Annotated in this window: 21 protein-coding genes; 13 read left to right on the top strand and 8 right to left on the bottom strand. The window is 46.5% G+C overall.

The window, feature by feature from the left end:
* Nucleotides 1–29 precede the first annotated feature (29 nt).
* The 3 genes from dcd to AOC21_RS06680 are packed head-to-tail and all read left to right on the top strand — an operon-like array spanning nucleotide 30 to nucleotide 3,787.
* The gene (dcd, locus tag AOC21_RS06690) at nucleotides 30–596 is read left to right on the top strand and encodes a dCTP deaminase (RefSeq protein WP_071464932.1); all 567 of its coding nucleotides are present in this window, start codon (nucleotides 30–32) and stop codon (nucleotides 594–596) included.
* A 12-nt stretch (nucleotides 597–608) separates the two neighbouring features.
* The gene (locus AOC21_RS06685; RefSeq protein WP_215391236.1) at nucleotides 609–1,523 is read left to right on the top strand and encodes an ion channel; all 915 of its coding nucleotides are present in this window, start codon (nucleotides 609–611) and stop codon (nucleotides 1,521–1,523) included.
* Nucleotides 1,520–3,787 (top strand): arginine/lysine/ornithine decarboxylase, encoded by a 2,268-nt coding sequence (locus AOC21_RS06680; RefSeq protein WP_215391235.1) that lies wholly within the window; start codon nucleotides 1,520–1,522, stop codon nucleotides 3,785–3,787. Before AOC21_RS06685 ends, AOC21_RS06680 begins: the two co-directional genes overlap by 4 nt.
* 47 nt (nucleotides 3,788–3,834) lie before the next feature.
* Here AOC21_RS06680 and AOC21_RS06675 read toward each other — a convergent pair whose 3' ends face one another.
* Entirely contained in the window at nucleotides 3,835–5,214 is a 1,380-nt protein-coding gene (locus AOC21_RS06675; protein WP_215391234.1) for a hypothetical protein, read from the bottom strand.
* Between the two features lie 126 nt (nucleotides 5,215–5,340).
* Between AOC21_RS06675 and AOC21_RS06670 the strand changes: the two genes are divergently transcribed.
* On the top strand, nucleotides 5,341–7,731 hold the full coding sequence (locus tag AOC21_RS06670; RefSeq protein ID WP_215391233.1) for a bifunctional diguanylate cyclase/phosphodiesterase: 2,391 nt from the start codon (nucleotides 5,341–5,343) through the stop codon (nucleotides 7,729–7,731).
* A gap of 7 nt (nucleotides 7,732–7,738) precedes the next feature.
* Here AOC21_RS06670 and AOC21_RS06665 read toward each other — a convergent pair whose 3' ends face one another.
* The 3 genes from AOC21_RS06665 to argH are packed head-to-tail and all read right to left on the bottom strand — an operon-like array spanning nucleotide 7,739 to nucleotide 11,240.
* Nucleotides 7,739–9,268: a TRAP transporter large permease subunit gene (locus tag AOC21_RS06665; RefSeq protein WP_215391232.1), complete on the bottom strand. Its 1,530-nt coding sequence runs from the start codon at nucleotides 9,266–9,268 to the stop codon at nucleotides 7,739–7,741.
* A complete protein-coding gene (locus tag AOC21_RS06660) occupies nucleotides 9,265–9,816 on the bottom strand; it encodes a TRAP transporter small permease subunit (protein WP_215391231.1) in 552 nt (183 codons plus the stop codon). The genes AOC21_RS06665 and AOC21_RS06660 overlap by 4 nt, the downstream gene beginning before the upstream one ends.
* A gap of 5 nt (nucleotides 9,817–9,821) precedes the next feature.
* On the bottom strand, nucleotides 9,822–11,240 hold the full coding sequence (argH, locus tag AOC21_RS06655; RefSeq protein ID WP_215391230.1) for an argininosuccinate lyase: 1,419 nt from the start codon (nucleotides 11,238–11,240) through the stop codon (nucleotides 9,822–9,824).
* Nucleotides 11,241–11,283: 43 nt separating this feature from the next.
* Between argH and hemC the strand changes: the two genes are divergently transcribed.
* Both hemC and AOC21_RS06645 read left to right on the top strand, forming a co-directional pair.
* Nucleotides 11,284–12,261, top strand: coding sequence for a hydroxymethylbilane synthase (hemC, locus tag AOC21_RS06650; RefSeq protein WP_215391229.1), 978 nt, complete (start codon nucleotides 11,284–11,286; stop codon nucleotides 12,259–12,261).
* A gap of 14 nt (nucleotides 12,262–12,275) precedes the next feature.
* Nucleotides 12,276–13,100: a uroporphyrinogen-III synthase gene (locus AOC21_RS06645; protein WP_215391228.1), complete on the top strand. Its 825-nt coding sequence runs from the start codon at nucleotides 12,276–12,278 to the stop codon at nucleotides 13,098–13,100.
* A 16-nt stretch (nucleotides 13,101–13,116) separates the two neighbouring features.
* Here AOC21_RS06645 and AOC21_RS06640 read toward each other — a convergent pair whose 3' ends face one another.
* Nucleotides 13,117–13,689 (bottom strand): chorismate lyase, encoded by a 573-nt coding sequence (locus tag AOC21_RS06640; protein ID WP_215391227.1) that lies wholly within the window; start codon nucleotides 13,687–13,689, stop codon nucleotides 13,117–13,119.
* A 2-nt stretch (nucleotides 13,690–13,691) separates the two neighbouring features.
* Nucleotides 13,692–15,242: a DEAD/DEAH box helicase gene (locus tag AOC21_RS06635; protein WP_215391226.1), complete on the bottom strand. Its 1,551-nt coding sequence runs from the start codon at nucleotides 15,240–15,242 to the stop codon at nucleotides 13,692–13,694.
* A 253-nt stretch (nucleotides 15,243–15,495) separates the two neighbouring features.
* Here AOC21_RS06635 and leuE point away from each other — a divergent pair, with 253 nt between their 5' ends.
* Complete coding sequence (gene leuE / locus AOC21_RS06630) at nucleotides 15,496–16,176, top strand: leucine efflux protein LeuE (protein ID WP_215391225.1); 681 nt, start codon at nucleotides 15,496–15,498, stop codon at nucleotides 16,174–16,176.
* Between the two features lie 4 nt (nucleotides 16,177–16,180).
* Here the strand turns inward: leuE and AOC21_RS06625 are convergent, their stop codons facing one another.
* Entirely contained in the window at nucleotides 16,181–17,578 is a 1,398-nt protein-coding gene (locus AOC21_RS06625) for a coniferyl aldehyde dehydrogenase (RefSeq protein WP_215391224.1), read from the bottom strand.
* A 49-nt stretch (nucleotides 17,579–17,627) separates the two neighbouring features.
* Here AOC21_RS06625 and msrA point away from each other — a divergent pair, with 49 nt between their 5' ends.
* Nucleotides 17,628–18,200 carry a peptide-methionine (S)-S-oxide reductase MsrA gene (msrA, locus tag AOC21_RS06620; RefSeq protein ID WP_215391223.1) on the top strand — a complete coding sequence of 191 codons (573 nt, stop codon included), beginning with the start codon at nucleotides 17,628–17,630 and terminating at the stop codon, nucleotides 18,198–18,200.
* An 8-nt stretch (nucleotides 18,201–18,208) separates the two neighbouring features.
* Here the strand turns inward: msrA and pdxH are convergent, their stop codons facing one another.
* Complete coding sequence (pdxH, locus tag AOC21_RS06615; protein ID WP_215391222.1) at nucleotides 18,209–18,844, bottom strand: pyridoxamine 5'-phosphate oxidase; 636 nt, start codon at nucleotides 18,842–18,844, stop codon at nucleotides 18,209–18,211.
* Between the two features lie 22 nt (nucleotides 18,845–18,866).
* Here pdxH and AOC21_RS06610 point away from each other — a divergent pair, with 22 nt between their 5' ends.
* The 5 genes from AOC21_RS06610 to pepN all read left to right on the top strand — a co-directional run bounded on the left by AOC21_RS06610 (nucleotide 18,867) and on the right by pepN (nucleotide 25,716).
* Nucleotides 18,867–19,628, top strand: a complete 762-nt coding sequence (locus AOC21_RS06610; RefSeq protein ID WP_215391221.1) for a ThiF family adenylyltransferase — start codon at nucleotides 18,867–18,869, stop codon at nucleotides 19,626–19,628.
* 246 nt (nucleotides 19,629–19,874) lie between these two features.
* Nucleotides 19,875–21,257, top strand: a complete 1,383-nt coding sequence (locus AOC21_RS06605; RefSeq protein WP_215391220.1) for an amino acid permease — start codon at nucleotides 19,875–19,877, stop codon at nucleotides 21,255–21,257.
* A 12-nt stretch (nucleotides 21,258–21,269) separates the two neighbouring features.
* Nucleotides 21,270–22,388 (top strand): alanine dehydrogenase, encoded by a 1,119-nt coding sequence (gene ald / locus AOC21_RS06600; RefSeq protein ID WP_215391219.1) that lies wholly within the window; start codon nucleotides 21,270–21,272, stop codon nucleotides 22,386–22,388.
* Between the two features lie 86 nt (nucleotides 22,389–22,474).
* On the top strand, nucleotides 22,475–23,050 hold the full coding sequence (locus AOC21_RS06595; protein ID WP_215391218.1) for a TMEM165/GDT1 family protein: 576 nt from the start codon (nucleotides 22,475–22,477) through the stop codon (nucleotides 23,048–23,050).
* Between the two features lie 56 nt (nucleotides 23,051–23,106).
* Nucleotides 23,107–25,716: an aminopeptidase N gene (pepN, locus tag AOC21_RS06590; RefSeq protein ID WP_215391217.1), complete on the top strand. Its 2,610-nt coding sequence runs from the start codon at nucleotides 23,107–23,109 to the stop codon at nucleotides 25,714–25,716.
* Nucleotides 25,717–25,773 lie beyond the last annotated feature (57 nt).

Here is a 25,773-nt window from a genome sequence, read left to right as displayed (position 1 = left end):
GGTGAGGGCGATGGTTTTACAATTCGCCCATGACTATTAAATCTGACCACTGGATCCGCCGCATGGGCGAGCAAGGCATGATCAGCCCATTTGAACCTGGGCAAGTTCGCCAAGACGCCGCCGGTAACAAAATCGTAAGTTATGGCACTTCAAGCTATGGCTATGACATTCGTTGCGCAGACGAATTCAAAATCTTCACCAATATCAACAGCACCATCGTTGACCCAAAGAATTTCGATGAACAATCCTTCGTTGATTTCAAGGGTGACGTTTGCATCATTCCTCCGAATTCATTTGCACTTGCAAGAACGGTTGAGTACTTCAAGATTCCACGTAGCGTTTTAACCGTTTGCGTTGGTAAGAGTACTTATGCGCGTTGCGGCATTATTGTGAACGTGACTCCATTCGAACCAGAGTGGGAAGGTTATGTCACTTTAGAGTTCTCAAACACAACGCCACTGCCAGCCAAGATTTATGCTGGTGAAGGTTGCGCTCAAGTACTGTTCTTTGAAAGCGATGAAGTGTGTGGCACATCTTACAAAGATCGTGGTGGTAAGTATCAAGGTCAGCGGGGCGTTACCCTGCCTAAGACCTAAGTCATTACGGCAGTGCGCAAATTTCTATTTAATCGCCGTCCAACGCGGATTAATCTAGAGGAATATCGCGCCACACTTTCGCGCTCCGAAATAGCGCGCCCTGAGAATAATTTTTACCATTGGTTGTTAGGTACTGGCTGGGGCAGCTTCTTGCTGCTAGTGGTCTTGGTTTATTTGGGCACAAACCTCCTATTTGCTTTTGCTTATTTAGCATGTGGTGATAGTGCCATTACCCATGCTCAACCAGGTTCTTTGCTTGATGTCTTTTTCTTCAGCGTTCAAACAATGGCAACTATTGGCTATGGTCGTATGACGCCAGTAGGAAATTGGCCAAATGCAATCGTGACGTTTGAAGCATTCTTTGGAATTGTTTATTCAGCTTTAACTACTGGCTTAGCCTTTGCACGCTTTACTAGGCCGACTGCAGGTGTACGTTTTTCTAAGGTGGCAGTAGTTGGCAATCACGATGGCGTTAAAACCTTTAAGTTTCGTGTTGCTAACGATCGTAGCTCGCACATTGTGGAAGCGCAATTACGTTTGTGGTTGATTGCCGAGAGTATGACTAGTGAAGGTGAGCGCTATCGCCGCTCAGTTGAGCTGCAGCTCCATCGTTCTGAAAGCCCAGTTTTCTCGTTAACCTGGACAGCAATGCATAGTGTGGACGAGAATAGCGCCCTTAAGGAGTATTTGGGTAATGCTTCAGTAGATCAACAGTGGCATTTGCTGATTACCTTTACGGGCTACCATGAGAGCTTAGCCAATCAGGTTTATGCGCGCCATGTTTACTTGCCTAGAAATGTGCAGCAAAATGCGACCTTCGTCGATATAGTCTCAGTTTTGCCAGATGGTGGTCGGGTAATCGATCTCACCAATTTTGATAAGTGGATTCCGAGTACTTCGGATCAGTTAGTAGGGGAGTTTTTATGAAATTTCGTTTCCCAATCATCATTATTGATGAGGACTTTCGTTCTGAAAATATTTCAGGCTCGGGAATTCGTGACCTCGCCGAGGCGATCGAGAATGAGGGTATGGAAGTTATTGGCTTAACCAGCTACGGCGACCTAACTTCATTTGCGCAGCAAGCTTCTCGTGCATCCTCATTCATTGTCTCAATTGATGATGAGGAGTTTGATTCTGACTCTGAAGATAATGATCTTCCAGCCCTCAATAACTTGCGCGCCTTTATTACTGAAGTACGTAAGCGTAACGAAGATATTCCGATCTTCTTATATGGTGAGACTCGCACTTCACGTCATATGCCAAATGACATCTTGCGTGAGTTGCATGGCTTCATTCATATGAATGAAGACACTCCAGAGTTCGTGGCACGTCATATTATTCGTGAAGCTAAGGTGTATTTAGATTCATTGGCGCCGCCATTCTTCCGCGCATTAACCAATTACGCTTCTGAAGGTTCGTATTCTTGGCATTGCCCGGGCCACTCTGGTGGCGTTGCTTTCTTAAAGAGTCCGGTGGGCCGTATGTTTCATCAGTTCTTTGGTGAGAACATGCTGCGTGCTGACGTTTGCAATGCAGTAGAAGAGTTGGGTCAGCTGCTAGACCATACTGGCCCAGTGCTGCAGAGTGAGCGCAATGCAGCGCGCATCTTTAATGCAGACCATTTGTTCTTTGTTACTAATGGCACATCGACTTCAAACAAAATTGTGTGGCACTCCACTGTTGCCCCTGGCGACGTGGTGTTGGTAGACCGCAACTGTCATAAGTCGGTCATTCATTCCATCACCATGATGGGCGCGATTCCTATTTTCTTGATGCCTACTCGTAATCATTTGGGCATTATTGGCCCAATCCCCAAAGAAGAGTTTGAGTGGAAAAACATCCAGAAGAAAATCGATGCCAATCCATTCATCAAAGATAAAAACGTAGTGCCTCGCGTCATGACATTGACGCAAAGTACTTATGACGGTATCGTTTACAACGTCGAGATGATTAAAGAGATGTTGGACGGCAAAGTAGATTCATTACATTTCGACGAAGCATGGTTGCCACATGCCGCTTTCCATCCCTTCTACAAAGATATGCATGCAATCGGTTCAGATCGCAAGCGCACCAAGAAGAGTTTGATGTTTGCTACCCAGTCAACTCACAAGTTACTCGCTGGCCTATCTCAAGCTTCACAGGTATTGGTGCAGGACGCAGAAGATACCAAGCTGGATCGTGATTGCTTCAATGAAGCCTATTTGATGCATACCTCCACTAGCCCTCAGTACGCCATTATTGCTTCATGTGACGTTTCTGCAGCCATGATGGAGTCACCTGGTGGCACAACCCTAGTTGAAGAATCCATTGCCGAAGCCATGGACTTCCGTCGCGCGATGCGTGAAGTGGATGATAAGTTTGGCGCTGATTGGTGGTTTAAGGTTTGGGGCCCAGATCATTTAGCGGAAGAGGGTATTGGCGAGCGTTCCGATTGGATTCTGGAGCCATCAGCCGCATGGCATGACTTTGGCAAATTGGCTAAAGACTTCAATATGCTTGACCCAATCAAAGCTACAGTTGTTACGCCTGGTCTAGACATCGAAGGCAATTTCGGTTCCATGGGCATTCCGGCTAGCATCGTAACGAAGTATCTTGCTGAGCATGGCGTTATCGTGGAGAAGTGCGGTCTGTACTCCTTCTTCATCATGTTCACGATCGGTATTACAAAAGGTCGCTGGAATACGCTCGTAACTGAGTTGCAGCAATTCAAAGATCACTTTGATAAAAATGCGCCTTTGTGGAAAGTATTACCTGAGTTTGTTGCCAAGCACCCACGCTATGAGCGTGTTGGCTTGAAAGATATTTGCCAGCAAATTCATGAGTTCTATAAGAGCCGTGATGTAGCGCGTATGACTACTGAGATGTACACCTCGGACATGGTTCCAGCCATGATGCCTTCAGAAGCTTGGGCTAAGATGGCGCACAAACAGGTAGATCGCGTACCTCTCGATCAACTAGAAGGCCGCGTGACTGCAATGCTAGTAACGCCATACCCTCCAGGTATTCCATTGCTGATTCCTGGCGAGCGCTTTAATAAACGCATCATTGACTATCTCTATTTTGCTAGAGACTTTAATGAGAAGTTCCCTGGATTTGAGACGGATATTCATGGATTGGTTAAAACCAATGTCGATGGCAAGAGCGAGTACTACGTTGACTGTGTCAGGCAGGAGCGAGATATCACTCTCTAATAAATAAGGCCCCTAGGGGCCTTATTTATTGCTATCGCAGGTGTTTCTTACTTCAGCAATACCGATGGTGATGCTGGGATGCTTCCCGGAATCTTTTGCAATGACATAAATTGCGAGAGCAACTTAATGGTGAGCGGTGAGTAACCATTGTTTTCACTAGGGATACTGTAGGTATTGCCATCTAAGCTTTCAATGCTTGAAAAAGGACGAGTCGAAGATTGATTTTTATACACCACAAAAATAGCGTATTCATTTGAGTTATTCGTTTTGCTGCTAAAGGTTGTTGCTGTCGGCGGCAAGGTAACCATATAAGAATTTTCAGCTAGCTGAGCTTTTGTAACTTGACCCAAATACTCAAAAATATTATTAGTCGAGCGGATACGAATGTTGAGTTTGGGCTGTATTTTTTTCTGGGCATTAGGCTTATTTATATCTTGCGCAAGGGTCTCCTGGCAAAATATTTCGTCGCCGTATTCCTGGCGAACAAAGTTCTCATACTTATTGGCATTAATGCAAAGCTTATATTTTTTGGAAACTTGTATTGGTTGAAATTTAATTTCAGAGCTGCCGCCAACTTTTTGCAATACGATTCCAGAGTCTTTCATCGCCTCAAAAGCATTTTCGCCAAAAGTAGATTTTAGATTAGCAACAGTTAAAGGAGGGCCAATTTTTTGTGAGGTATCGACGAGATATGCTCCGAGCCCATATGAAATCAACTTATATAGATGTTTCTGAAATTCTGGATGGTCTGGTCTTAATGGATTATTGATAAGAGTGAGTGATTCTCCATCTGGTTTGGTGAAGATGATCTCATCAACTACTAGACTCAAGAGAACTTCTTTGGGAATGTGATTGTGTTCGAAATACTTGACCATCTCTATTGGAAGCTCGTTAAGATATCCCTTCCAAAATACTGCGTTATCTAAAGAGGATTGGGTAAAGTTAAAGCTGTTTCCAATTGAGAGCGATACTCCGGGAGTAATGTTAGTTAAGCCTCCATTAATTGGGAGGTAGCTAGAATTGTAGGGAATGATGCCGCCTGTAAAGAATGCACTCGCATATGGTGTGGTCGTAATAGAACCCGAGCCATTGATGGTTGGCATATCTAAAAAGCTGACGGGACGATTTTCAGAAGAGCGCAAGATGTTCTGAAAAATCATATTGATCTGATATTGCTCCAAGATATTGGCGTATTTGGCTGACATCTGACTAAAGTCTGGAGCGCCGGCTGAGCCGCAACCGCTAAGGGTGGCCGATAGTACAATATTTGGCAGTGCCTTACGTACTAAAGAGAGAAAGTTTATTTTTTTTAACCATATTAAATTTCCCATAGCGTAATGGATTTTTAAGACAAAGACCCACTCTTGGCACGAATTTGGGGAAAACCCTTTAATGCATTCAAAGGATGGTTGATGCATGGTTGGCAATTTAAGTGCTAATCTCCCCATTTTCTGTATGGGACAGCTAGATTATTGGAGAGGGTTTATGATTAAAACTCTTAATTTTTAGAAATAATCTAGGGTCCTTAAAGACTGTTTGATTTCAGTAAATCAATGAATACAGGAAGCTTCATCTTTTCTCTGTTTGTCTTCTTCGCAATGTTTTCTTATGCGGGGGCTGCTTTATTAGCGGTTCAGTTTAAGAAAAACAGGCCTGCTTATGTAAGTTATTGGATTGTTGGCTGTGTATCGACTGGCACTGGAGTCATTTTATTGACCCTAAGAGAATATATCCCAGAGTTAATATCTTATAAGGTAGGCAATGCTTTGGCTCTAGTTGGTGGGTTGCTATCAAACTATGCCATCTCGAATCTCTCTGGAAAGGTTGGGAATTTCAAAAGAGTAGCGCTCGAGAACACTGGCGCAGGACTACTTGCAGTGGCGGCGTTAATGTTGGTGGACATCATTTATGGTTATCAATATCAGCCAACCCTTATTTCTTTGCTAAATGCCAGTGTTTTTCTGTACGGATTTTTTCTTTCTTACCAATACTACCGAAAGTCTTTAAACCCGTTTGGCGGTGTTTTAGCGCTAATTTATTTACTGGGTGGGTTGATATGGTTAATTAGGCTTTCAACCATTATATTTTTAGGTGTTGGATTTGCGTATCAGGGCGGTCCGATCAATGCGGTTACCTACATAGTATTGCTGTTGATGGGCCTCTCGCGCTATGTAATATTTACTGGCTTAGTGCTCGGGATTGAGGAAAAAGAAAGACGTGATTTATTCGTCCAATTCAATGAACTCAAAGTCAATTTCGCCAATCAAAAAGCAAACCAAACTGAACAACGTTTGCAACATGTACTAAATGTAACGGGCGATGGTATCTGGGACTGGAATATTCAAACGGGTGAAGTAAAACATAACGATCGCTGGATTGATATGCTTGGTGAGAATCCAAATCAAACTTATTTTTCGGTGGAGGATTATAAAAATCGCATCCACCCCGAAGACTTACCTAAGGTAATGGAAAGTCTACAGGATGCTTTAGTAGGCAAAAAAGAGTACCGCATGCAGTATCGAATGCTTCGATGTGATCAACGGCAAATTTGGGTGGAGGATAGAGGTGATGTTGTTGAAAAATCACCCGATGGCACCCCAATTCGAATGGTCGGAGCAATTCATGATGTGAGTAATCAGATCGCATCAAAAGAAAAAATCGAAGAACTCATCTTCTTTGATGCGCTTACTAAGTTGCCTAATCGCCAATATATTAAGGACCGAATTCACAGGGCTATCGGCGAAGCTAGCCGCGAAGGAGTTTATTCTGGCTTGACATATCTTGACTTGGATGACTTCAAGTCAGTGAACGATACCTATGGTCACCATATTGGCGACAAACTATTAAAAGAGTTTGGCAACCGCATTCAACGCGCAATCCGCCCGACAGATATGATTGCTCGTATTGGCGGTGATGAGTATTTGATCTTATTTGAACGGCTTGGACCTACTCCTGAGGTGGCTCGTGCAGCGCTTGAAGAGGGAATTAAGCGAATTATAGTCAGCCTGTCTGATGAATTCGATTTAGGTAACAAAATTACTGTGAGGGCATCTGCCAGTATGGGGGCGGTAGTTTTTGGTAGGGAGACTTCACAATTTGATGAGGTCTTAAAGCATGCTGATATTGCTATGTATGCGGCCAAAGAAGACCCACACATTGTTTACCGATTTTTTGATGAAAACTTAAAGTCTAGCTTTGATCGTAAAAACGAACTCCAGTTGGGGTTGAAAGAAGCGGCAGAGCAAGATCAATTTTTTGTTGAATTTCAACCAGTAGTGGACCGCCAGCAAGATTGCATTGGCTACGAAGCATTGGCTCGTTGGAAGCATCCTTTGCTTGGAATGGTTATGCCGGATGACTTTATTCCATTTGCCGAGAAGAGTGGGCAAATGAATGATGTAGGTGAATCGATCCTAAGAAATATTTTTAGCAATCAGTCACTCTGGACCTTGTCTGCCACTCATCCCAACTATGTTTTGATGATTAATATCAGCGCCCATCAGCTAATGAGTTTGCGGTTTGCTGACCAATTTATTTTGCTGGCTGAGCAATATCAGATTCCATTAGAGCGCATACATTTAGAAGTTACCGAAGGAACTTTTCTAGAGGATGTTGAATTAGCTATTGGCGTGATGGAGCGTTTATGCAGTAAAGGGGTGAAATTTGTGTTGGATGATTTTGGTACAGGTTATTCTTCGCTGGCGTATTTGCAAAAACTCCCTATCAAATACCTTAAATTAGATAAATCATTTGTTGCCGGGATGGTATCTAACAAAGATGATGAAGCTATCGTAGATAATATTTTGAGTCTAGCAAAAACACTAGGTATCCAAGTTGTTGCGGAAGGCGTTGAGACCAAAGCGCAATTTGAACTATTGCAACTAAAGGGCTGTGACTTTTTCCAGGGCTGGTACTTTGGTAGGCCCGGGAAAATTGCCGGCTAACTGATTTTTACTTAATCGGCTTATCTAGCTGAAAGTTTACCGGAGCATCTTCATCCACTTTATTTGCTGGCGTGTCTGATTTATTTTCCTCGCCTGTGAAGTTAAAGTCCTGACTCTGAGCGACTGCAGCGGGTTTATCCAGGAAAGTGGTCACCAGTGCTGGAAAAGTCATCACAAGCACGACCATAATGAGCTGCAGCCCTACCCACGGCAAAGCACCCCAATAGATATCGCTGCTCTTCACCTCTTTAGGTGCAACTCCTCTGAGGTAAAAGAGAGCAAAGCCAAAAGGCGGATGCATAAAAGAGGTTTGCATGTTCACGCAGAGCATGACGCCGAACCACACTAGCGCTGCACTAGCCGCTGCTTGAGGATTGCCATTCATGGAATCGAGTAATACGGGTGAAAGTAATTTCACTGCTACTGGTGCAAGCATGGGTACAACAATGAATGCAATCTCAAAGAAGTCTAGGAAGAAGGCTAAGAAGAAAACAAATAAATTTACAACGACTAGGAATCCAATCCAACCACCGGGAAGATTGGAAAAGAGTTCCTCAACCCAGAAGCCGCCATCCACGCCTTGAAAGACGACGGAGAAGCAGGTTGATCCAATGAGAATGAAAACCACCATTGCTGTAATGCGCATGGTGTTTTGATAGGCCTCTTGTACTAAGCCTTTCAGATTCGGAATCTTTGAGCGTCGGAGCCAAGCAAGCAAGAGTGCGCCCATTGCACCCATGGCACCAGATTCTGTAGGGGTGGCAATGCCAGTCATGATGGTGCCCAGAACTAGGAAGATCAAGACAGCAGATGGGATGATCCCCATGAGACATTTTTTCCAAAGCGCCCAGCCTTTAAGTGTGAGGGCGCTCACTGGCACCGGCGGCAAATAATCGGGGCGAACACGGCTTAAGAAAAAAGTGTATAGGGCAAATAGAGCGATCTGTATAAGCGATGGACCCCATGCACCCAAGTACATGCTGCCTACATCAGCACTGCCACTTTGGGTCTTTAGTTGATCTGCTAAAACAATGAGCACCAAGGAAGGTGGCACTAGCTGCGTAATCGTTCCAGAGGCTGCTAAAACGCCTGTAGCGTAGCGCATGTTGTAGCCGTAACGCATCATTACTGGTAAGGAGATCATCGCCATAGCGATCACCTGAGCGGCTACTGTGCCAGTAATGGCGCCCAATATAAAACCAACGATGATCACTGAATAACCAAGGCCGCCACGAACGCGCCCAAAGAGTTGTCCCATAGAGTCGAGCATTTCTTCTGCAAGACCACAGCGCTCCAAGATGGCACCCATAAAGGTAAAGAACGGAATTGCTAGCAGTAGATCATTGGCGAGTACGCTACCGAAGATCCGCTGCGGAATGGCTTGTAAGAATGGGATACCAAAGAATCCCTCGCTAATTGCAATAGCTGAGAAAAATAAACCTGCAGCCATGAGCGAGAAGGCAACCGGAAAGCCGATCAACATAAAGACGATTAGCCCACCAAACATTAAGGGTGGCATCCACTCCAATGGAATCATTGCATGGGCTTTTCGTAATGAAGGTCTTCGGCAGGTAAAGTGATCTCACCTTTGAGGGCGCCGATACGCTTAATGATTTCTGAAACACCTTGCAGGCTGAGCATGAAGAAGCCAAATGGCACGACAAACTTAATGGGGTAACGCGCTAAACCACCAGAGTTCATTGAGTGTTCCATGACTAGCCATGATGGGTAAAAGAGCGTGGCCCAAGAAAGCCATGTAAACAGAAGACAGGCTGGCATTAAAAAGAAGGTTAGACCAATGAGATCAACCCACAAGCGTCCACGGTCTGAGAGTTGTGAGTAAATCAAATCGACTCGCACATGCTCATTGCGTTTGAGGGTGTAAGAAGCCCCGAGCATGACTGCAGCAGCAAAGAGATACCACTGAAGTTCCAGTGGCCAGTTATTGCTGATATCCAGCCCGTAGCGCAGCAGGGCATTTAGTGCGGAGACGACACAAGACAGCAAAATCATGATGCTGGCTGCCTTGCCTAAAAACTGATTTACGTAATCAATGCCTGCAGAGAGTTTGGACCAAAACCCCATGCGCTTTAGAGATCTGTGCGACCCCGTTTGATAGCGGCAAGGACCTGGGTTGGTGCAGTACCGCCGGCATGTTGACGGGACTGTACGGAACCATCAACTGTGAGTAATGCAAACACATCATCACTAATCAGTTCGGGACGATTATCCAATCCGCAAGCAAAGCGCAGTTCAGAGAGGCTTAAGTCAGTCAGCATGCAGTTTCTACCAACGCAAGCTTTAACAGCGTGCGCCACTGCTTCATGCGCGTCGCGGAATGCCAGGCCCTTTTTAACTAGGTAGTCAGCCAAGTCAGTTGCTGTCGCAAAACCTTCTTCAGCAGCCTTCTTCATGACTTCAGCTTTGACTTCAATGTGCGGAACCATGTCAGCAAAAATACGTAAGGTATCTTGCACGGTATCTACAGCATCAAACAAAGGTTCTTTATCTTCTTGATTATCTTTGTTGTACGCAAGGGGCTGGCCCTTCATCAGTGTCAATAAAGAAATCAAATCACCATAAACACGACCAGTCTTGCCACGGGCTAACTCTGGAACGTCAGGATTTTTCTTCTGCGGCATGATGGAGCTACCGGTGCAGAAACGATCAGGCAAATCAATAAAGCCAAAACGCGGACTTAGCCACAGGATAAGCTCTTCGGATAAGCGTGAAACGTGCATCATCAGGATTGATGAGAAGGCGCAAAACTCAATAGCAAAGTCGCGATCAGATACAGCGTCTAATGAGTTATTGCAGATTCCATCAAAGCCTAATGTCTTGGCCACTTGTTCACGATCGATCGGATAAGTAGTGCCAGCTAATGCAGCAGCGCCTAAAGGCAAGCGATTAAAGCGAGTACGCAAATCAATCAAACGACTTGCATCGCGGCTAAACATTTCGTAATACGCCATCAAATGATGACCAAAAGTAATCGGCTGTGCTACTTGCAAATGGGTATGACCAGGCATGATCGTAGAGGCATGCTTCTCTGCTAAATCTAAAAGCGCCAAGCGTAACGATTTGAGGGTGACTGCGATGTCATCCACGCTGCCACGTAACCACAAACGTAAATCAGTTGCTACTTGGTCGTTACGTGAACGACCAGTGTGTAATCGTTTACCTGCATCGCCTACTAATTCAGTGAGGCGGGCTTCGATATTGAGGTGGACATCTTCAAGAGCCAGTTGCCAATTAAATTGACCAGACTCGATTTCGCTCTTAATTTGAGCCATACCCTTTTGAATATCAGCCAAATCTTGGGCGCTAATGATTTTTTGGGTGGCCAGCATTTCTGCATGAGCTAGGGAGCCAGCGATATCAACCATTGCAAATCGTTGATCAAAGCCAATAGAGGCGGTATAACGCTGGACTAGTTCGTCGACGGGTTCTGCAAAACGGGCCGACCAAGCTTGGGCTTTGTTGGCTAAGGAATTATTTGATGAGCTCATAAACACAGTATATTGGTGTAGGTCTTTGATTATTTTAAATGTTATGTCCCAAACCCCCAATTCCGCCCCTTCATCAGCTTCCCCAGCCGCTCCAAAGCGCCTCGTAATCGCCTCCCGCGAAAGTCGCCTAGCCATGTGGCAGGCTGAGCACGTCCGGGATTGCCTCAAAAAGCTCTATCCAGGCTGCGATGTCCAGATTTTGGGGATGACCACCCGTGGAGACCAGATTTTGGACAGAGCCCTCTCTAAAGTGGGTGGCAAAGGCCTTTTTGTAAAAGAGCTTGAAACTGCTCTCGAGGATGGCCGTGCAGACCTAGCAGTTCACTCCCTGAAGGATGTCCCCATGGTGATGCCTGAGGGATTTGATCTTTCTTGTGTCATGGCCAGGGAGGATGCTCGTGACGCCTTTGTATCGAATGACTACGCTAGCCTCGAAGATCTTCCGGTCGGAGCAATTGTGGGTACATCGAGTTTGCGCCGAGAGTCCGTGCTGCGTGCTAAGTTTCCTCATCTCGTGATTCAACCATTACGCGGTAATTTAGATACGCGAATGGGTAAGCTAGATCGTGGCGAATATCAGGCCATCATCTTGGCTGCTGCTGGATTAAAGCGTTTAGGTTTGGAGTCACGCATTCGGGCCTTCTTGCCTTACGATCCCTATACGCCAGCTGCAGGTCAGGGCGCTCTTGGTATTGAAACCTTGAGCAAACATCCCAACATTAAGCAGTGGCTTGATCCATTAAATGACTTGCCCACTTTGTTTGCAGTTTCTGCTGAGCGTATGGTGTCGCGTCAGCTGGGTGGATCTTGTGAAGTGCCCCTCGCTGCGCATGCTGTATGGGATCAAAATCAAATGAACATACGCTCCTTTGTGGCGAGTGTGGATGGCAAAGCCATTTGCTTAGCGCATGGAAGTGGGGTGGTGCAATCTGTTGAAGATGCTGAGGCATTGGGTCTTGTAGTGGCAAAAGACTTGCTATCTCAGGGTGCAGCAGACTTAATTCCCAAGATTTCTAAATAACAGTATTAGCAGCGATGAGTACTAAAACAATCGTCGTTACCAGACCTAGCGGTCAGGCGCGCCAGCTGATTGAAGTACTCACTCGTGCGATTGAGGCAAGCGGCGTCGGTAAGCGTACCCTCCCAGAGATTCTGTCACTCCCCTTGCTAACCATTGTTCCAAAGTCGGACGAACATTTAGCTGACCATATCGCAACTTCTCTGAGCAACGCAGATCTTGCAATCTTTGTAAGCCCTAATGCCATTGAGTGTGTCATGCGTTTGTTGGAGCGAGATTGGCAAGACTTTTCAAAAAAGATTATTCCGATTGGCGTAATGGGTGGCAGTAGTCATCTTGCTTTGAAAAATCACGGCATCGGATCAGAAGACAATCCAACCCCCATCATCATTCCTAAAAATAACGAACAGTGGGACTCTGAGGGTTTGTGGCAAGAACTTCAATCCCTTCAGTCGAATTGGCAGAATAAAAAAGTGGTGATCTTTAAAGGTGAAGGTGGCCGCGATTGGCTCGCCGACACCCTAAGCAAGGCCGGTGCTGTTGTAGAGGCAATCTCTACATATAGTCGAGTGCCCTTGGATATTGATAATCCTGCTTGGCAGCTGGTGCGCGAGATGGATTTGAGTAAATCACTTTGGTTGCTGACTTCATCCGAAGCGGTTCGCTATCTTGGCGAAGTAATAAAAGATCAATTTACGTACAACCTTAATAGCGCTAGCGCACTATGTCCACATCACAATATTGCTGATGCAGCGGAGCTGATTGGGTTTGGTGAGGTTTTTACTAGTGAGCCAGGCGATGAAGCCTTGGTGAAGTCAACCTTAGCTTGGCTGACAATCTAAAACTCAAAGCAAATATCTAGAGCTTTGCAGTCTCTAGGAGGGTAGGCAAGAAGATTTCATTTACCAAGATTGGATGACCCTTTAAACGATAGAGGGTGCGTCGTGCCCACAGGGGTGAGCTCAATCCAGTTAAGTGCTTGGAGCACCTTTTCCATAACTCACTACTTTTATCAAGGCGTGCAATATCACGCGGCGGCTTTGCTTTCGAGTGTTTGCGAGTGTTGCTAAATAAGACAGCGCCCAAGGGCTTGGTACCTAAGCGCAAAGTTTTGTGATTGCTACCACTTGAACTAAAGGTTGGAATGACGCTGTGTGCCATTACCAAGGGAATGCCATTTGAGCAGAGTAGTACTTCACGCACCCTGCAGCGCCTGAGCTGGAAATGAAAATAGCGACTTTCGTCGCTATTGAGTGATTGAGGGCAGTCGCGCAAAACCTGAACTTCCAGTTTTTGCCCAATTGCTTTCTCAATTTTTTGGGTGAGAGACCCGGTATCGCTTAGCCATGGTTGCCACTCGCGTGGCGCCCGATGGATTTCACCGGAACCGACTCGATTCCATGCAGAACGGAGACGATTACGGCGAATCATTTTTAGCTACCGCTAAAGCTACGACGCTGACCGCCGGTCTTAGGCTTCGCAAAACGTGGGCCACCCGCTGGACGTGAATCACCAGAACGTGCTGGACGTGAGTCGGCAGAACGCGCAGGACGTGAATCAGCAGAGCGTGCTGGACGTGAATCGTCTGAACGACCACCAGCATTGCCGCCGCCTGAACCGCCGCCGCCAAAGCGAGACTCTGAACGAGCGCCTGAGCCATAACGACCACCGCCACCAGAGCGATTGCCACCAAAGCCACCACCAGAACGACCGCCACCGCCACCAGAGCGACCACCGCCAGAGCGATTACCGCCACCGCCACCACCAAAGCTTGGCTTGGCTTGTGGCTCAAGACCAGCGATGACTGAAGCAACGATATCTTGCTGTGTGAAGCGTTCGATATTGCGGATCTTTGCGCGATCACGATGTTCAACCAAAGTGATAGCTACACCATTGCGACCTGCACGACCGGTACGACCAATGCGGTGCGTATAGTCTTCTGGTTTCATTGGCAAGCCAAAGTTAATCACGTGACTAATGCGTGGCACATCAATACCGCGAGCAGCTACGTCAGTCGCCACCAAAATCTTGGTGTGACCTTTACGTAAGGACTCAAGACGGCGCATACGTACAGCTTGAGGCATTGCACCGTGAAGGGCAGTAGCTTCGTAGCCATTAGCACGCAATGTGTCAGCAATTTTTTCACTCTCAACTTGAGTGCTCGCAAACACAACCGCTTGATCCAAATCAGCATCGGCCAAAATGTGTTCAAGCAATTTATGTTTGTGTGACATGCTGTCAGCCCAATGCAACTTCTGTTCAATGTTGGCGTGCTTTTCACCTGCGTGAGCAAGTTCAATACGCTTAGCATCTGTAGTCAACTCATTTGCTAAAGACATAATCTTTGGCGCGAAAGTTGCAGAGAACATCAAAGTTTGGTTGCGGCCTGCGCAACGCTTATCAATTGCCTCGAGGTCATCAGCAAATCCCATGTCGAGCATGCGATCGGCTTCGTCGATAACGAGTTGTTTTACATCGTCTAAGCGAATTGCTTTGCTATCGCACAAGTCGAGTAAACGACCTGGAGTTGCAACAACTAACAATGCACCTTTTAACGCTTGGATCTGCTTGCCGTAAGGCATGCCACCCATAACAGTAGCAATACGAATGCCTTTCATACCGCGAACTAAGTTCACTGCATCAGCGGCAACCTGCTGAGCCAATTCACGAGTAGGGCAGAGCACTAACACTTTAGGTTGCGCGCGACCTGGTACAGGTGAGTTGTTCGGGTTGTCTTCGATGAGTTGATTAATCAAAGGCAATAAAAAGGCTGCGGTTTTACCGCTACCGGTTTGGCTGCTGACCAATAAGTCACCACCAGCTAAGGCTGCAGGAATAACCTGAGCTTGCACGGAAGTGGCTTGGGTATAACCCAGTTCAGCAACGTTTTTAAGGAGTGATGCCGCTAGGGCGAAATTCTGGAATTCGGTCCCAGTGCTCTTTGAGTCGTGGGACTCGATTTTAGTTTCTTTAGAAAAAGTCATGCTATTACACATCCCCTTTAAGGGATATCTCCGTATGTTGCACCCATTGTTTTTATAGGGTGCGATGGTCAAAGGCATCGACCATCAGACAAGCGGCAGCGCGTTTTATGGACTTCGGTGTTTATGACTTCTAAACGATACGCTGAAATAGAGCTGGGGGGCGATGAATCAAATTGCTTAAAAAAGCCTCTCATTATGACATTTTGAGCAAGCAATTACAAGGGTTTTCCCGAATTAATTATATGATTGGCCAATGGAATGGCTTGCCTTAGACCACTTATTGCCTAGTAATGCGGGAATAGTTGATTTCCCAACTTATCTTTTGGGAACAATTTTTACTATTTTGTTGCCTGGCCCAAACTCACTTTATGTCTTAACCATTGCCATTCAAAAAGGTTGGCGCTCTGGCACGTGGGGTGCAATTGGAATTTTTATCGGTGACTCGATCTTGATGATCGCCGTTGCTTTAGGTGCGGCCTCACTCTTGCTTTCATCGCCGATGGTATTTAATGTATTAAGAACCTCAGGCGCAATCTACTTGCTGTGGATGGGTTTCGGTTTATTGCGAAGTGGCCTTAAGCGTTGGAATCAAGTGTTGTCGGTAGAAGTGGTTGGAGATCTACAGGCGCGCATTATGCGATTGCATCCATTGGCTGCTGCACTGACTCTTTCGCTAACAAATCCCAAGGCAATCTTTTTCTTTATTGCTTTCTTTTCGCAATTTATTCGACCAGATTTTGAGCGACCCTTGCATACCTTCTTTTATCTTGCCATTGTGCTGCAGATCATGAGCATGACCTACTTGGCATGCCTGATAGCTGTGGGTCAAGTCTCTCTGAAATTCTTTCAGGCTCGCCCACGATGTGCTGCCGCGTTGTGGATGCTGGCAGGTATCTTATTTATTGGCTTTGCAATCCGATTGCTGTTGATCTGAGGTCTTACTTCAGGTAACGCAATAACCACTCTGTCATTTTTCCATAGGGAGGCCGCGCCGTTGTAGTCCCCTTGAAGAAATTTAAACCAAAGAAGCCACGCACTTCCAGAATCGACTTTTGATGGCTGAAGGTATCAAAGCCTGCTTTGCCGTGATAGCTACCCATACCGCTTGCACCGACACCGCCAAAAGGTAGATCTTCAATAGTGATATGCAGCAGGGTGTCATTAACAGTAACCCCGCCTGAGCGAGTTTCGCTTAAAACGCGCTTTAGATTCTTTTTGTCTTTGCCGAACCAGTACAGGGCAAGGGGATTGGGTTTGTTGTTCACATAGCTAATCGCTGCGGAAGTATCCACAACCGTCACAATCGGCAGAATAGGCCCAAAGATTTCCTCATGAAGTACTCGTGCTTCTGGCGGAACGTTTATCAACACAATCGGTTCGAAAGGTCTTGCTCCAGCACCTGGATTATTCAGAAGCGGAATTACTTTTGCGCCGCGGTCTAATGCATCGCTTACTAAGTGTTGCCAATATTCCAGCTGTCGCTCATCAATTGGACCGGTTAATTCTTCAGGGTGACTAAATTGAGTTTGCGCTGCACTTTGCAGCTCTTGAATAAATGCCTCTTGAAGACTTGGTTCAAGCAATACATAGTCTGGTGCAATGCAGGTTTGCCCACCATTGAGCAACTTGCCATAAGTAATGGAGGAGGCAGCATCTTTCAGTTTGGCACTCTGATCAATAATGACGGGGGTTGTGCCACCGAGCTCGAGAGTTACCGGTGTTAGGTTTTCTGCGGCAGCGCGCATCACTTTTTTGCCGATGTTGCCTGAGCCAGTGAAGAAGAGGTGGTCAAAAGGTAATGCCGCAAATTGTTCAGCTACATCAGGACCGCCGGTAGTGACACAGAACTCGCTAGGGTGGAAATACTCTTGAATCAGGCTGGCAACAAATCCTGATGTGCGTGAGCTACGTTCAGAAGGCTTTAGCCAAACACGATTGCCTGCAGCAAAAGCAGCGATTGCTGGAATGAGCGCTAGTTGCACGGGATAATTCCATGGACTCAAAATACCAACCACACCAAGTGGCTGACTTTCAACATAGGCTTGTGAGGCGCCCATATGAAATGGCACCTCTTTTTGCTGGGGTTTCATCCACTCTTTAAGATGCTTACGCACATATTTACACGCCTGATAAATCATCTGACATTCAGCAAGTCGTGTCTCAACAGGATGGCGCACGCCAAAGTCTGCCTCGAGTGCTTTGCAGATTTTGTCTTCATTTGCCTCAATCATTTTTTCAATACGGGCAATACGATCTAATCTCACTTCAATCGTGGGATTTGGTTCGGCAGCAAAGGCTGCTTTAATTTCGTCAAGTTGGATAGTGAAGCGATTCATAGTGGATTATTAGTTGGCAGGCTTTTGAATAAGGCATTAGGATAAAGCCATGGATACAAATTTAGATAAAAATGAACCCCTTTTGGAGCGGGCCACCCTGGGCGGAGGCTGTTTTTGGTGTCTTGAGGCTGTTTATCAGCAAATTACCGGGGTTAAGTCAGTGGTTTCTGGATATGCGGGAGGGGCAAGACCTAACCCAACCTATGAGGCTGTCTGTACTGGGGTATCTGGTCACGCAGAGATTGTCGATGTCATGTTCGATCCGCAAGTGGTTTCATTTAGAGATTTATTGGAAATCTTTTTTGTCATCCATGACCCAACGACTCTGAATTACCAAGGCAATGATCACGGCACGCAATACCGCTCAGTGATTTTTACGCACAGCGAAGAGCAAGCCAAGATTGCGCATGAAGTGGTGACGGAATTGGAGGATTCTAAAATCTACTCTAATCCAGTAGTGACGCAGATTGATGCTGCACCAACGATTTATCCTGCGGAAGACTATCACCAGAATTATTTTCAGCAACACCCCAATCAAGGCTATTGCATGGCAGTGGTCGCGCCTAAGTTAGCCAAGTTCAGAGCGAAATTTAAATCGCTCATCGCACCCCAGTACTCCTAATAAAAGCTCTAAGGGGCCAGGCGATTCACGCGCCACTGACTTCCTTCTAGTTTGTAATGCATGCGGTCATGCAATCTAGAAGGGCGGCCCTGCCAAAATTCAATTTCAGTAGGGCGCAGTCGGTAGCCACCCCAATGCTCTGGGCGAGGAGGTTTTTCACCAAATTCTGCTTTGAAGCGTTTTTCTGCTTCCTCTAGGAATTCACGGTTCGGAATGGCGGTGCTCTGAGGCGAAGCCCAGGCGCCGATTCTGGAAGCGGCTGGACGGGAGTGGAAGTACTCATCACTCTCAGCAGCGCTAACTCTCTCTACAACGCCCTGGATGCGAACCTGGCGCTCTAATTCATGCCAATGAAAGAGTAGGGCAGCCTCTGGTCGTATCGCTAAATCTCGACCTTTTTGACTTTCGTAGTTGGTAAAAAAGGTAAAGCCGTTTTGATCGGCGCCTTTTAGTAAGACAATACGAGCTGATGGATTTCCGGCTTGGTCCGCTGTTGCTAGGGTCATGGAGTTGGGTTCCGGACACTCTGCCTTCATAGCCTGTTCAAACCAGAGCTGAAAAAGCTGCAGCGGGTCCTGAGGAACCTCAGTCTCTGAGAGCTGACCAAAGGTATAGTTTTTGCGGAGTTGAGCAATGGAGTCCATTTATTCAGTATAAAGAGAAGCTATGGCAGAAGACAAGGTGGAAGACAAGCTAGAGGGCAGCTTAGAAAATCGTCGTTTTGGCGGAGTCTCAAGACTCTATGGTCCAGAGCTGCGTGAGCGCTTTCTGAATGCAACAGTGGTGGTGGCTGGTCTAGGGGGAGTTGGATCCTGGGCAGCGGAAGCATTGGCTCGTACTGGCATTGGGCATCTTGTCTTGATTGATTTTGATCATATCGCCGAGAGCAATACCAATCGACAGTTGCATGCGCTAGAGGGGCAATACGGCAAAGCAAAAGTAGAGGCGATGACCCAACGCATTTTGCAAATCAATCCAGAGATCAAGCTGACTTCTTGTGATGCATTCTTAGAACCAGAAAATTTAGATCAACTTATTCCAGAAAATGCTTTGGTATTGGATGCTACAGATTCAGTACAAACCAAAATTGCTTTGTCCGTTTGGGCTGTGAAAAATAATCGCTTATTAGTGATGTGTGGCGCAGCTGGTGGAAAATCTGATCCAACATCCGTTCGCTGTGATGATCTCTCACGGACCGAGCAAGATGCATTGCTAGCTAAGGTTCGCCAAGGACTTAGACAAGATCATGGCTTTTCCCGAAACCTTAAAAAGAAAATCGGTATTCGTGCGATCTACTCGCATGAACCACGTGCTGGCGCTTCTAGCGGAGGTCTGGCCTGCTCGGGCTATGGCTCTACTGTAATGGTGACGGCCGCTTGTGGCTTGGCTGCTGCAGCAGAAATACTGAACCTCATCTCAGCACAATAAGTTTTTTCACAAAAAGCACTGCAAATCCTTAAGGGGATTCCCTGTAGGAAATTACTGATTCTTTTGCCGTCAGAAAAAATTTATTTCAGACCTCGCATTGATTTCAAAGACATTTATATTTTTACTTGTATATATTTGTTCATTTAGTCACTTTAGTAATTTCTCTCCTCTAGTGCTCATCCCCAGTCCTCCCTAGACTTTGCTCCGTTGGTAAGTCGCCAACAGCAAATCGAAAGGAGGTCTCTCTTGCAGACTGAACACACTGGCTTAAAACGCCATCTCAAAGTACGCCACATTCGTTTGATGGCTTTAGGTTCAACGATAGGCGTAGGATTATTTCTTGGTTCGGCAAGCGCCATCCAAATTGCTGGCCCATCCATTCTTTTGGGCTACTTACTCGCTGGCTTAGTCGCCTTCATTGTTTTGCGCACATTAGGGGAGATGGCAGTACATGAACCTGTAGCGGGCTCTTTTGCAGCTTATGCCAATACCTATATCGGTCCACTAGCTGGTTATATGGTGGGTTGGGGTTATTGGACCTATTGGATCGTCGTGGGAATCGCAGAAGTTACAGCTGTTGGCATCTATATGGGAATCTGGTTCCCGGAGGCGCCGCAGTGGGTGTGGGCGCTTTCATCGATTGTGATGATGGGTCTCATAAATCTCATTGCGGTCAAGGTATTTGGTGAGTTTGAATTTTGGTTTGCTCTCATCAAAGTAGTGGCCATTGTTGCCATGATTGCGCTTGGTGGTTCAGTGATCTTGTTTGGCTTTACTAATGATTGGCAGCCCATTGGCCTGAGCAATTTATGGCAACACGGAGGCTTCTTCCCGAATGGCATTAGCGGCATGCTGTTGTCATTACAGATGGTGCTATTTGCCTATGTTGGCATCGAAATGATTGGTCTTTCTGCAGGCGAGGCTGAGAACCCACAAAAAACGATTCCCATGGCAATCGATTCTTTGGCATGGCGCATTCTCATTTTTTACATGGGTGCCATCCTAGTTATCTTGGCAATCTTCCCGTGGAATCAAGTCGGGCAGCAAGGCAGTCCATTCGTAGTGATGTTTGAGCGATTGGGTCTACGAGAAGCAGCTGGCTTGATTAACTTCGTTGTTATTACTGCCGCGCTATCTTCCTGCAATGCAGGCATCTTTAGCGGTGGACGACTGTTGTTTTCTTTGTCATCTAACGGTTACGCACCGAGATCTTTTTCAAAACTGTCTAAATACGGCGTTCCTCATCGAGCAGTGATGGCTACGGTTGGAGTTTGTATGTCAGGTGTAGTGTTGAATTACTTTGTCCCTGACAAAGCCTTTCAATACATTATGGCTGCTGTGACTTTTATTGGGTTGATGGTCTGGATCGCAATCTTAATTACGCAAATCAAATTCCGCCGCTCTCTATCCAAAACCCAAGTAGCTGAGCTCGCGTATCGCGCTCCGTGGTCACCTTATTCCTCATGGTTTGCATTGGCATTTATTGGTTTAGTAGTGGTGCTGATGGGATTTCATGAGGATGCACGGATCGCTTTAATAGTCGGCCCGTGTTTATTGGGTGTGTATCTCGTGATGTTTTATATCGTGGGCTTACATCGCAAAACCGCAATCGTGCGTGACTTTAAATAATAGGAGATAGCAATGATTATTGGTGTGCCTCAAGAAGTTAAAAACAATGAGTTCCGGGTAGGTCTAACACCAGGCAATGTCAGCGGACTTTGTAAGCAGGGTCATTCTGTTCTCATTCAGCGTGGCGCTGGAGAGCAGATTGGACTGAGTGATGAGTCCTATCGACTGTCTGGCGCTAGCTTAATCAATAGCGCAGCTGAAGTGTTCCAAAAGGCTGAGATGATTGTGAAGGTCAAAGAGCCTCAGGCTCAGGAATGCGCTATGTTGCGTGAGGATCAAATTCTGTTTACGTATTTGCATTTAGCCCCAGACCCCAAGCAAACCAAAGCATTACTACAGTCAGGCGCTACCTGTATTGCTTACGAAACCGTCACTGCCATGAATGGTGCTTTACCCCTGTTGGCGCCCATGAGTGAAGTAGCCGGCCGGATGTCGATACAGGCGGCTGCATCGCATTTAGAAAAAACTAATGGCGGCTTAGGTGTGCTGATGGCAGGTGTTCCTGGAGTATCGGCGGCAAAGATTGTTATTTTGGGAGGCGGTGTAGTGGGGCGCAATGCTTTGCAAATGGCCGTTGGTATGGGTGCAGATGTATGCATCTTTGATCGTGATATTGAACGATTACGTCAGATCGACATGTTCTACGGCAACCGGGTGAGAACGTTTTATTCAGACAGCTTATTGATTGAGCAAGAGGTGTGTGAGGCGGATGTCGTGATTGGTGCGGTATTGCTACCAGGGGCCGCGGCGCCGAAGTTGGTTACACGTGACATGATTAAAAAAATGAAACCCGGTTCGGTCGTGGTGGATGTAGCTATTGATCAGGGCGGTTGTTTTGAAACCTCTAAACCAACTACCCATGCAGATCCCACATTTGTAGTGGATGGCGTCATTCATTATTGCGTAGCCAATATGCCAGGAGCAGTAGCGCGAACATCTACCTTTGCCTTAACCAATGCTACTTATCCATTTGTCGAGGCTTTAGCAAATCGCGGGGTGTTGAATGCACTTTCGATTGATGAGCATTTGCGCAACGGTTTGAGCGTTCATAAAGGGGTGCTGACATCAATGCCGGTTGCAGTAGCGCAAGGCCTGGAATTTGCGTCTGCAGAAGAGTTATTGGTGGCATAAAGCAAGATTTTCATAAATAGTAGGTCTAGCCAGGGTTCGGATTTAAACTGATCCTCATACGAAAACTGACTGGACCTATTTCATTTATGGATTTTTCAGCATTAACACTGTCTGCCGGAGTGGTTGCTTTGGCGGAGATGGGGGATAAAACCCAGCTACTTTCTTTGATGCTTGCAGCTCGTTATCCTAAGCAAGCAATGGCAATCATCGCCGGCATCTTTATTGCTACGATTGCAAACCATGCTTGCGCTGCTTTGCTAGGTCATTGGTTAACTACCCTGGTGTCGCCAGATGTGATGCGCTGGATTTTGGGGTTGAGTTTCTTGGGCATTGGTTTGTGGCTCTTGGTGCCAGACCATATTGATGATGCCGCTGGATCTAAGGTCGCTGATAAAGCCCTACAAGTTTTTCTCTTAACAACAGGTTTATTCTTCCTGGCTGAGATGGGCGATAAGACACAAATTGCGACTATTGCCTTAGGGGCTCGCTATGAGGATGTGATCTCAGTCACTATAGGCACCACATTGGGGATGATGCTGGCAAATGCCCCTGCTGTCTGGATTGGTCAGAAATTCACCAAGCGGATGCCTATTAAGTGGGTTCACGCGGTTGCGGCTGTTACTTTTATCGCCATTGGTATCGCCACCCTGATCTGGGCGTGACTCAGGGTTGATGTAGACGACTCACCAGTCTGCCAGCCTAGACTTAAAATAGGCTCATGAAAACTGATCTTCCCCAGAGCTTTCGTCGGCTCGAATACCTTCCGCCTGTTTACACCTTTGATCAAGTCGAGCTCGATATTGCTTTAGATCCAGCGCGAACCATTGTGAAGAGTCGCATTGAAGTATTGCCTGGCAAAAGCTTTGCCCCAGGAGCACCCTTAGTTTTGGTGGGTCACGAACTCGAGTTTGTGAGCTTGCGCATCAATGGTGAGGCGCATCGCCATTTTGAATTAACACCAGAAACACTGACGATTCATTCTTTACCTAATGAAGGCAAAGAAAAGTTTGTTGTGGAAATGATTTGCGTTTGTGTGCCTGAGAAAAATACGACCTTGATGGGTCTGTATGTTTCCAATGGCAACTTCTTCACTCAGTGTGAGGCAGAAGGTTTCCGAAAGATCACCTACTTCTTAGATCGCCCAGATGTGATGGCGCGCTATCGCGTGACCTTGCGCGCTCGTGAGGCAGAATGCCCAGTCTTGTTGTCTAACGGCAATTTACTGAATACAGAAAAACTTCCTAATGGTTGGCATAGCGCAACCTGGGAAGATCCGTTTCCGAAGCCGTCTTATTTGTTTGCCTTGGTGGCTGGTAAGTTGGAGTGCATTGAAGAGACCATCACCACCAGCAGCGGCGCCAAGAAGCTTTTGCAGATCTGGGTTGAGCCGCATGACCTAAAAAAGACTCGTCATGCTATGGATTCTCTGATTGCTTCTATTCATTGGGATGAGAAGCGTTTTGGGCTCGAATTGGATTTAGAGCGCTTCATGATTGTGGCAGTAAGTGATTTCAATATGGGTGCGATGGAGAATAAGGGATTGAATATTTTCAATACCAAGTTTGTTCTTGCGCAACCCGAGACCGCTACCGATGCTGACTTTGCGAACATCGAAAGCGTTGTTGCCCATGAATACTTTCATAACTGGACTGGTAATCGTGTGACTTGCCAGGATTGGTTTCAGCTATCACTGAAAGAGGGTTTAACCGTATTTAGAGACCAAGAGTTTTCTGCTGACCAAATGGGTAGCGAGTCGGGCAGGGCAGTAAAACGTATTGAAGATGTCCGCTTGCTACGTCAGCTGCAGTTCCCGGAAGATGCGGGTCCAATGGCCCATCCAATCCGTCCAGATGAGTATCAGGAGATTAATAACTTCTATACCGTCACGGTCTACGAGAAGGGCTCTGAGGTAGTCAGGATGTACCAAACCCTCTTGGGTAAAGAAGGTTTCCGCAAGGGCATGGATCTGTATTTCAAGCGCCATGATGGACAAGCAGTGACTTGCGATGATTTCTTAATGGCGATGGCCGATGCCAATAATAAGGATCTCACTCAGTTTAAGAATTGGTATAGCCAGGCAGGCACCCCAAGAGTGAAGGTGCAAGAACAATACGATGCCGCGAAAAAACAGTATCAGCTGACGCTAACGCAAAGTTACAAACCTAGCCCAGGTCAGCCAGAGAAGAAGCCTTTTCATATTCCGCTGAAGATACGCTTGCTTACTAAGGCGAATGATCAAAAAGAGCAATTACTGGAACTCACACAAACAACACAAAGCTGGACTTTTGACAATGTCGAAGAGCGCCCAGTACTATCGATTAATCGCAATTTCTCAGCACCAATCAATTTAGATTTTGAGCAGAGTGAAGCGGATCTTCTGACTTTGTTCTCAGGTGATGACGATGCCTTTAATCGCTGGGAGGCTGGTCAAAAGCTAGCGATGCAAATGATTCTGAATAATCGTTTGCCAGATGCGCAGCTGATTGAGGCATATCGCCATATTTTGCTAGATACCGATCTAGATCCAGCCTTTAAGGATCTGGCTCTTACCCTGCCTGCAGAGTCATACTTGTATGAACAATGCACAAGCGTTGATCCCCAAAAGATATTTGCCGCACGCCGCGCTTTCCGTAGAGAGATTGCTAAACAACTCCAGTTGGAATGGGCAGCCTTGTATCAGCAAATGCAAACACCTGGGCCGTTTAAGTCCGATGGGGTGGATGCAGGTAAGCGTGCGCTAAAAAACCTGGCATTGAGTATGTTGCTCGAGGCTGCTCCTGCAGTATGGGCTCCTATGGCTGCCAACCAATATCAGATCGCTGACAATATGACCGATCGTTATGCTGCTTTATCAGCATTGGTGGTGCACGGCGCAAAGCAGGCAAAAGATTGTTTGATTGATTTCTACAGTCGTTTCGCTAATGATGCTTTGGTTATTGATAAGTGGTTTGGTCTGCAATCGAGCCGTCCTCCTGTTGAGGGGCTGAACTCTACGCTCACTGAAGTGATGAAGCTGCGTGAGCATCCTGCATTCAAGTTAAATAACCCAAACCGAGTGCGTAGCGTCATCCATGCTTTCTGCGCTAATAATCCAGCCAGCTTTCATCAGGCAGATGGCAGTGGTTATGAGTTTTGGGCGGATAGTGTGCTGGCACTAGACCCGATTAATCCTCAAGTGGCTGCCCGTCTTGCCAGAGCTTTGGATCGCTGGCGTTTATTTGCCCAGCCTTACCAAGATCGCATGAAAGCAGCCCTAGAGCGGGTTTCAGCATGCCAAACACTCTCTCCAGATGTGAGGGAAGTGATTGGAAAGGCGCTAGGTAACTAGCCCGCTTAAATATCAAGGCAAAATAGAGCCAGTAGATCGTTTTGGTAAAAATCGGAG

This window comes from Polynucleobacter sp. VK25 (assembly GCF_018687355.1).
Lineage (GTDB): Bacteria > Pseudomonadota > Gammaproteobacteria > Burkholderiales > Burkholderiaceae > Polynucleobacter.
The sequence above is the reverse complement of the archived record's forward strand: the minus strand, read 5'-3'. Positions and strand labels throughout refer to the sequence as shown.